This is a genomic window from Pseudomonas sp. PS02303 (assembly GCF_029959925.1).
Lineage (GTDB): Bacteria > Pseudomonadota > Gammaproteobacteria > Pseudomonadales > Pseudomonadaceae > Aquipseudomonas > Aquipseudomonas mandelii.
Window position 1 is genome coordinate 1 of sequence record NZ_JASCOM010000300.1, and the last position, 6,742, is coordinate 6,742.

Consider the following 6,742-nt stretch of genomic DNA (forward strand, 5'->3'; position numbering starts at 1 on the left):
AGCCTGCTCGCGATGAGGCAGTGTCAGTCAACATCACTGTTGGCTGATTCACCGCCATCGCGAGCAGGCTCGCTCCCACAGTGGTTTTGTGTTGTTGCGGATTAGCGGTACACGCCATCCTTTCCATGCGCAGCCGTCGCGCGATTGCTGCGCACGCTGATCATCTGCTTGATGTCGATCCACTCAATGCCCTGAGCCTTGAGCTTGGGCAGTTCCCTCTCCAGCACCGCCAGCGTCTGCGGATACGGATGCCCGATCATCACCGCCGAGCCTTGCTTGTGTGCCAAATTAATCGCCGTCTGCAACTGCGTGAAAATCGCCGCTTCGGTGCGCTCGTCATCCAGAAACACATCCCGCGAAACGCTTGCCAACCCAATCTTCTGTGCCTCGGCTGCCGCGACGGTTTGTGCGCTGGTGCGGCTGTCGACGAAGAGCTTGTGCCGGCGCTGCAAGTCCGCCATCAACCAGGCCATGGCCGGTTGCTGAGCGGTCATGCGACTGCCCATATGGTTGTTGATGCCGGCGGTGTAAGGCACGACCTTGAACGCCGCGCTCAGGCGTTTCTCAAGTTCGTCGATGGGCAAATCGGGATGCCAGGCAAACGGGCCGGTGGCCGGGTCCATGGGCATGTGCAGGATGACGATCTTGCCGGCGCGATGGGCCTCGCGGGCGAATTCGGTGGCGTGGGGCGTGTCGGGCATGATCGCTGCTGTCACCGGGCCGGGCAGGGCCAGCACGCGACGATCCCGGGGCAGGTTCTGCCCCAGGTCATCGATGATCAACGTGAGATAGGCTTTCTGCGGCGCAGCGGTAGCGGACGTTGCGTGGGCAACGCCCGCCAGACAGCACAGCAGACCGATCAGCAGCCGCAGGCGCACCTCAGCGACCGGAGGTGATGCTCAGCCCTTTGAGCAGGCTCAGCGCCTGGGCCAGTTGGTAATCGTCATCCTGCGGCATTGCCTTGGCCTTGCTGCTGGAACCGCTCGGTTTGTCGGCGCCGCCGTTGCCATTGCCCAAGTGACCCTGCAGATCGGCTTCCTTGAAGTACTCGCCGTCCTGCTCGTTGGTGATCTTGGCCCTGCGCACTTCGATGTCCGGGACGATGCCCTGGGCCTGGATCGAGCGGCCGTTCGGCGTGTAGTACAGCGCCGTGGTGATCTTCAGTGCGCGGTCGTTGTTCAGTGGCAGCACGGTTTGTACCGAGCCTTTGCCGAAACTGGTGGTGCCCATGACCACCGCGCGTTTCTGATCCTGCAAGGCGCCGGCGACAATTTCCGAGGCCGAGGCGCTGCCGCCGTTGATCAGCGTAACCATTGGCACGGCTTCGCTTTCGTCTTTGCCGGTGGCCGAGAAGCGCAGTTCAGAGTTGGCTATGCGGCCCTTGGTGTAAACGATCAGGCCCTTGGTGATGAAGTGGTCGACCACTTCCACTGCCGATTGCAGCACGCCGCCCGGGTTGTTGCGCAGGTCGAGAATGATGCCGTTGAGCTTCTTGCCGTTGTCCTTGCGCAACTTGGCCAGGGCTTTGGACACTTCTTCGCCGGTCTTGACCTGGAACTGAGTGATGCGGATGTAGCCGTAGCCCGACTCCAGCAGCTGCGCCTTGACGCTCTTCACCTGAATGATGGCGCGGGTCAGGGTCACGTCGAACGGCGTACCGCCGTCGCGCACCAGGGTCAGGGTGATTTTCTGGCCGATCTTGCCGCGCATCTTGTCCACGGCTTCGGTCATGCTCTGGCCGCGAGTCGGCTGGCCGTTGATCTTCACGATGAAGTCGCCAGCCTGAATGCCAGCCTTGGACGCCGGGGTGTCATCGATGGGCGAAACCACTTTGATGAAACCGTCTTCCGCGCCCACTTCGATGCCCAGGCCGCCGAATTCGCCACTGGTGCTTTCCTGCAATTCAGCGAAGTCTTCCGGGCCCAGATAGGCGGAGTGCGGATCGAGGTTGCTGAGCATGCCTTTGATGGCGTTTTCCAGCAGGGTCTTGTCGTCCACCGGTTCGACATAGGCGGCCTTGATCCGATCCATGACCTCGGCAAAGGTGCGCAACTCTTCCAGAGGCAACGGCGCCTTGGTGGTCGCAGCAGTGCCCGCAGGCGCGACCGCCGGGGCCGGTTGAGCGGCAAACGCCAGAGGCGCGCCGATCACCAGGGCGATCGTCAGGGCCAGCGAGGTAAGGCGGGACAAATGCAGCATGTCTAACGAACTCCTGAAGTAGATGGCGTACTTATCCTTGCGCACGACACCATTGCGCCGGATCACTCGGGTGACCCTGCTGACGAATAGCGAAATACAGCGCTGGTGTGTCCTGCCCGCCACTGTTACCGACAGTGGAGATGGACTCACCGGCTTTTACTACGTCACCCGCAGACTTGAGCAGCGTCTGGTTGTGACCATAAAGACTCAGAAAACCGTTGCCATGGTCGAGAATCACCAGCAGCCCGGCGCCACGCAACCAGTCGGCGAATACCACGCGACCGCCATGCACGGCGTGCACCTGGCTGCCGGCGGAGGCGCTGATCATCACGCCGTCCCACTTGGTACGGGCGTCGTCGCCACGGGATTCACCGAAGCGTGCCAGCAGTCGACCATCAACCGGCCACGGAAGTCTTCCCCGGCTTGAAGCAAAAGGGCCGCCAAAGGTCTCGCCTGAACTGGAAACCAATGCGCCAGGGTTCGACTTGACCGGTTTGCGTGGGGCGTCAGTGGCATTCGCCTGCTCCTGAGCCTCACGTAAACGCTTTTTTTCGGCTTCCTGCTGGGCGATGAGCGCTTTTTGTCGCGCCTCTTCAGCCTCTCGTGCCTGGCGGGCCAGGGTTTCCTCGATGGTTTTAAGGACTTTAGACAGGTCTGCCTGATCCTGCTCGCGGGCGGCCAGCTTCTGGTCGCGCGCCTTCACGTCGTCGCTCAACTTGGCCAGGACTTGCTGGCGCTCCTTGCGAACCTTGTTGAGTTCGTCGCGCTGGCTGTCGAGGCTGCTCTTCTGCACCAGCAATTGTGCCTGTTGCAGGGCGATGTCTTTTTCGACGTTGGCCAGTTGGCGCAAGGTTTCGTTGAAATTCTTCAGCTGCTCCAGGCGGGCCTGGCTCAGGTAGTCGTAATAGGTGAGGGTTCGGGCGAACTTTTCCGGATTCTGCTGGTTCAGCAGGAGCTTCAAGTACTCCTGACGGCCGTTCTGATAGGCCGCACGGGCCTGAATGGCGATCAGTCGTTGCTGTTCAGTGCGCGCGCTCTGGAGTTTTTTTTTCTCACCATCGAGTCGCTGCAGCTCGGATTCGCTTTTCTTCAGCTCTTTTTGCAGGGCTTCGACCTGCTTCTCGAGCTTGCCCATCTCGGTCTCGGTGCCTTTGAGGTCTTTCTGCACACCGGATTTTTCTTCCTGCAGCTTGCCCAGCAGTTTTTTCAGCTCGGCAATATCCTGACGCGTGGCGTCCAACTGTTGTTGGGTTTGCGCGCGCTCATCAGCGAAGGCCGGTTGGAGCAGGCAAGTCAGGGCAAGGGCTATCAGGACGCGAAGCATAGAGGCGGGCGACACCAGGGAAAGGGACGGCCTAGTATGCCCGCCAAGCGCCGCAAAAAAAACGCCCAATTGGGGTTGTGTGATAACCGGAGCAGCGTTGCCTCTGAAAACGCTCCAAAACCACTGTGGGAGCGAGCTTGCTCGCGATGGCGCCCTGACATTCAACAATGATGTTGGCTGTCAGATTGCTATCGCGAGCGGGCTCGCTCCCACAGGGTTTGGCTTCGTCAGATGGATCTGGTTACACCAGAATCGACGTGCCGGTCATTTCAGATGGTTTTTCCATCCCCAGCAGCATCAGCATCGTCGGCGCGACATCCGCCAGCACGCCGCCATCACGCACCTTGAAGTTCCGCTTGCCGACATAGATGAACGGCACTGGCTCGGTGGTGTGAGCAGTGTGTGCCTGGCCGGTGGAGGCATCGGACATTTGCTCGACGTTGCCGTGGTCGGCCGTAATCAGCGCTTCACCGCCAACCTTGTCCAGCGCTTCGACGATACGGCCGACGCACAGGTCCAGGCATTCAACGGCTTTCACCGCCGCATCAAACACGCCGCTGTGGCCAACCATGTCGCCGTTGGCATAGTTGACCACGATCACGTCGTAACGCTGGTTTTCGATGGCCTCGACTATGCGGTCGGTGACTTCCGGGGCACTCATCTCGGGCTGCAAGTCGTAGGTGGCGACTTTCGGCGACGGAATCAGGATGCGTTCTTCGCCCGGGAACGGTTCTTCGCGACCGCCGGAGAAGAAGAAGGTCACGTGGGCGTATTTCTCGGTTTCGGCGATGCGCAGCTGAGTCTTGCCGTTTTTCGCCAGGTAATCACCCAACACATTGTCCAGGCTGCCGGCGGCAAAGGCCGATGGCGCAGGGATGCTGGCGGCGTATTGGGTCAGCATCACGAAACCGGCCAGTTTCGGCTGGCGCGCACGTTCGAATTCCTTGAAATCGTCTTCGACGAACACGCGGGTCAGCTCACGGGCGCGGTCGGCGCGGAAGTTCATGAAGACCACGGCGTCGCCGTCTTCGACTTTCACCGGCTCGCCGATGGAGGTGGCTTTGACGAATTCGTCGCTCTCGCCACGCTCATAGGCAGCTTGCAGCCCTTCCTGTGCGGTGGCGGCGTTGAATTCGCCATTGCCGTCGACAATCAGGTTGTAGGCCTGGGATACACGGTCCCAACGGTTGTCACGGTCCATGGCGAAATAACGGCCGATGATGCTGGCGATCCGGCCTTTGCCCAACGCCTGGAAAGTCGCGTCGAGCAGTTCGATGGACGACTGGGCGCTTTTCGGCGGGGTGTCGCGGCCATCGAGGAAGGCGTGCAGGTAGATTTTTTCGGCGCCGCGCTTGTAAGCCAGTTCGGCCATGGCGACCAGGTGATCCTGGTGGCTGTGAACGCCGCCATCGGACAGCAGGCCCATGAAGTGCACGGCTTTGCCGGCAGCAACGGCTTTATCCACAGCGGCGCAGATGGTCGGGTTTTCGAAAAACTCGCCGTCGCGGATCGATTTGGTCACGCGAGTAAAGTCTTGATACACCACGCGACCGGCACCCAGGTTCATGTGGCCGACTTCGGAGTTGCCCATCTGGCCGTCCGGCAGGCCGACGTCCATGCCGCTGCCCGAGATCAGGCCGTTCGGCACAGTGGCCCACAAGCGGTCCAGTACGGGCTTCTTCGCCGCAAACACGGCGTTGGATTCAGGGCTCTCACTGTGACCGAAGCCATCGAGAATAATCAGGACCAAAGGTTTAGGCGTGGTAGTCATGGATTCCACTCGTGGCTGAATTAAAAGAGGGCGATGGAAAAGGGAGTGGCAGTTTAAAGCGAAGTTCCTGCGCCGTCACCGCCGGACGGGGTTTGGCCCACCATAGTGGCTGTGTATACTGGCCGACATTTTAACGCCCTGGAACCTCCTTCGATGGTTGCTAACCTGATTCAATTCGCCACTAACCACTATCTGCTCGTCGGTATCTTCGTCGTACTGCTGGCGTTGCTGATCGCTTATCAGATGCAAGGCGGCGGCCGCAGCCTGAGCACCGGTGAACTGACCGGCTTGGTCAACAAGGACGCGGGCGTTGTAATCGACATCCGTCCGGTCAAGGATTTCGCCGCCGGTCACATTGTTGGCGCGTTGAATATTCCTCACGACAAGCTGACCGCTCGCATTGCCGAACTGGAAAAGCACAAGGCCAAGACCATCATCCTGGTCGATGCCATGGGCCAGACCGCCGGCACCCATGCCCGCGAACTGATGAAATCCGGCTACACCGCCGCCAAGCTGTCCGGCGGTATTTCCAGCTGGAAAGGCGATAACCTGCCGCTGGTGAAGTGATATGAGCAACGTCGTCGTCTATTCCAGCGATTACTGCCCTTACTGTTCGCGAGCCAAGTACCTGCTCGAAAACAAAGGCGTGGCCTTCGAAGAGATCAAGGTCGATGGCAAGCCGCAGGTGCGCGCCGCCATGGCCCAGAAGGCCGGACGTACGTCCGTGCCGCAGATCTGGATCGGCGAGCGCCACATTGGTGGCTGTGATGATTTGTTTGCCCTTGAGCGCGCCGGCAAGCTCGACGCCATGCTCAAGGCCTGAACGCCTTCCCTATAAGACCCCAAGATCAGAAAGGATCTGAGATGACTGACCAACAGAACACTGCAGCTAGCGAAGAAGAAACCGCACCGCAATTCTCCTTGCAGCGCATCTACGTACGTGACTTGTCGTTCGAAGCCCCGAAAAGCCCGGCGATCTTCCGCCAGCAGTGGGAGCCAAGCGTCGGTCTGGATCTGAACACTCGTCAAAAGGCCCTGGAAGGCGACTTCCACGAAGTCGTGCTGACCTTGTCCGTGACCGTGAAAAACGGTGACGAAGTGGCGTTCATCGCTGAAGTGCAACAGGCCGGGATCTTCCTGATCAAGAACCTGGACGACGCTTCGATGAGCCACACCCTCGGCGCGTTCTGCCCGAACATCCTGTTCCCGTATGCTCGCGAGACCCTGGACAGCCTGGTGACCCGCGGCTCGTTCCCGGCCCTGATGCTGGCTCCGGTGAACTTCGACGCGCTGTACGCACAAGAACTGCAACGCATGCAGGCAGCTGGCGAGACTCCGACCGTTCAGTAAGCGGTTCAGCAACACCCATGTGGGAGCGAGCCTGCTCGCGAAAGCGGTGTTTCAGTCGGTATTGATGTCGACTGACACGCCCTCTTCGCGAGCAGGCT

At 60.2% G+C, this 6,742-nt stretch carries 7 protein-coding genes; 3 read left to right on the forward strand and 4 right to left on the reverse strand.

What is annotated here, in order from left to right; genetic code table 11:
* Nucleotides 1–101: 101 nt before the first annotated feature.
* The 4 genes from QMX98_RS30875 to gpmI all read right to left on the reverse strand — a co-directional run bounded on the left by QMX98_RS30875 (nt 102) and on the right by gpmI (nt 5,294).
* Nucleotides 102–878: a divergent polysaccharide deacetylase family protein gene (locus QMX98_RS30875; RefSeq protein WP_154911955.1), complete on the reverse strand. Its 777-nt coding sequence runs from the start codon at nt 876–878 to the stop codon at nt 102–104.
* A gap of 1 nt (nt 879) precedes the next feature.
* Nucleotides 880–2,199: a S41 family peptidase gene (locus tag QMX98_RS30880; RefSeq protein WP_083375248.1), complete on the reverse strand. Its 1,320-nt coding sequence runs from the start codon at nt 2,197–2,199 to the stop codon at nt 880–882.
* A gap of 31 nt (nt 2,200–2,230) precedes the next feature.
* Nucleotides 2,231–3,523, reverse strand: a complete 1,293-nt coding sequence (locus QMX98_RS30885) for a murein hydrolase activator EnvC (protein ID WP_282411888.1) — start codon at nt 3,521–3,523, stop codon at nt 2,231–2,233.
* Nucleotides 3,524–3,764: 241 nt separating this feature from the next.
* Nucleotides 3,765–5,294: a 2,3-bisphosphoglycerate-independent phosphoglycerate mutase gene (gpmI, locus tag QMX98_RS30890; RefSeq protein WP_010464572.1), complete on the reverse strand. Its 1,530-nt coding sequence runs from the start codon at nt 5,292–5,294 to the stop codon at nt 3,765–3,767.
* Between the two features lie 153 nt (nt 5,295–5,447).
* Here gpmI and QMX98_RS30895 point away from each other — a divergent pair, with 153 nt between their 5' ends.
* The 3 genes from QMX98_RS30895 to secB are packed head-to-tail and all read left to right on the forward strand — an operon-like array spanning nt 5,448 to nt 6,644.
* Nucleotides 5,448–5,861 (forward strand): rhodanese-like domain-containing protein, encoded by a 414-nt coding sequence (locus QMX98_RS30895; protein ID WP_010464571.1) that lies wholly within the window; start codon nt 5,448–5,450, stop codon nt 5,859–5,861.
* A gap of 1 nt (nt 5,862) precedes the next feature.
* Nucleotides 5,863–6,117, forward strand: coding sequence for a glutaredoxin 3 (grxC, locus tag QMX98_RS30900; RefSeq protein ID WP_010464569.1), 255 nt, complete (start codon nt 5,863–5,865; stop codon nt 6,115–6,117).
* Between the two features lie 41 nt (nt 6,118–6,158).
* On the forward strand, nt 6,159–6,644 hold the full coding sequence (gene secB / locus QMX98_RS30905; RefSeq protein WP_007949026.1) for a protein-export chaperone SecB: 486 nt from the start codon (nt 6,159–6,161) through the stop codon (nt 6,642–6,644).
* Nucleotides 6,645–6,742 lie beyond the last annotated feature (98 nt).

What these genes read in the sequence shown, in the direction of transcription:
- QMX98_RS30880 (WP_083375248.1), bottom strand. Translation starts at nt 2,199, where the DNA reads ATGCTGCATTTGTCCCGCCTTACCTCGCTGGCCCTGACGATCGCCCTG.
- QMX98_RS30885 (WP_282411888.1), bottom strand. Translation starts at nt 3,523, where the DNA reads ATGCTTCGCGTCCTGATAGCCCTTGCCCTGACTTGCCTGCTCCAACCG.
- gpmI (WP_010464572.1), bottom strand. Translation starts at nt 5,294, where the DNA reads ATGACTACCACGCCTAAACCTTTGGTCCTGATTATTCTCGATGGCTTC.
- QMX98_RS30895 (WP_010464571.1), top strand. Translation starts at nt 5,448, where the DNA reads ATGGTTGCTAACCTGATTCAATTCGCCACTAACCACTATCTGCTCGTC.
- grxC (WP_010464569.1), top strand. Translation starts at nt 5,863, where the DNA reads ATGAGCAACGTCGTCGTCTATTCCAGCGATTACTGCCCTTACTGTTCG.
- secB (WP_007949026.1), top strand. Translation starts at nt 6,159, where the DNA reads ATGACTGACCAACAGAACACTGCAGCTAGCGAAGAAGAAACCGCACCG.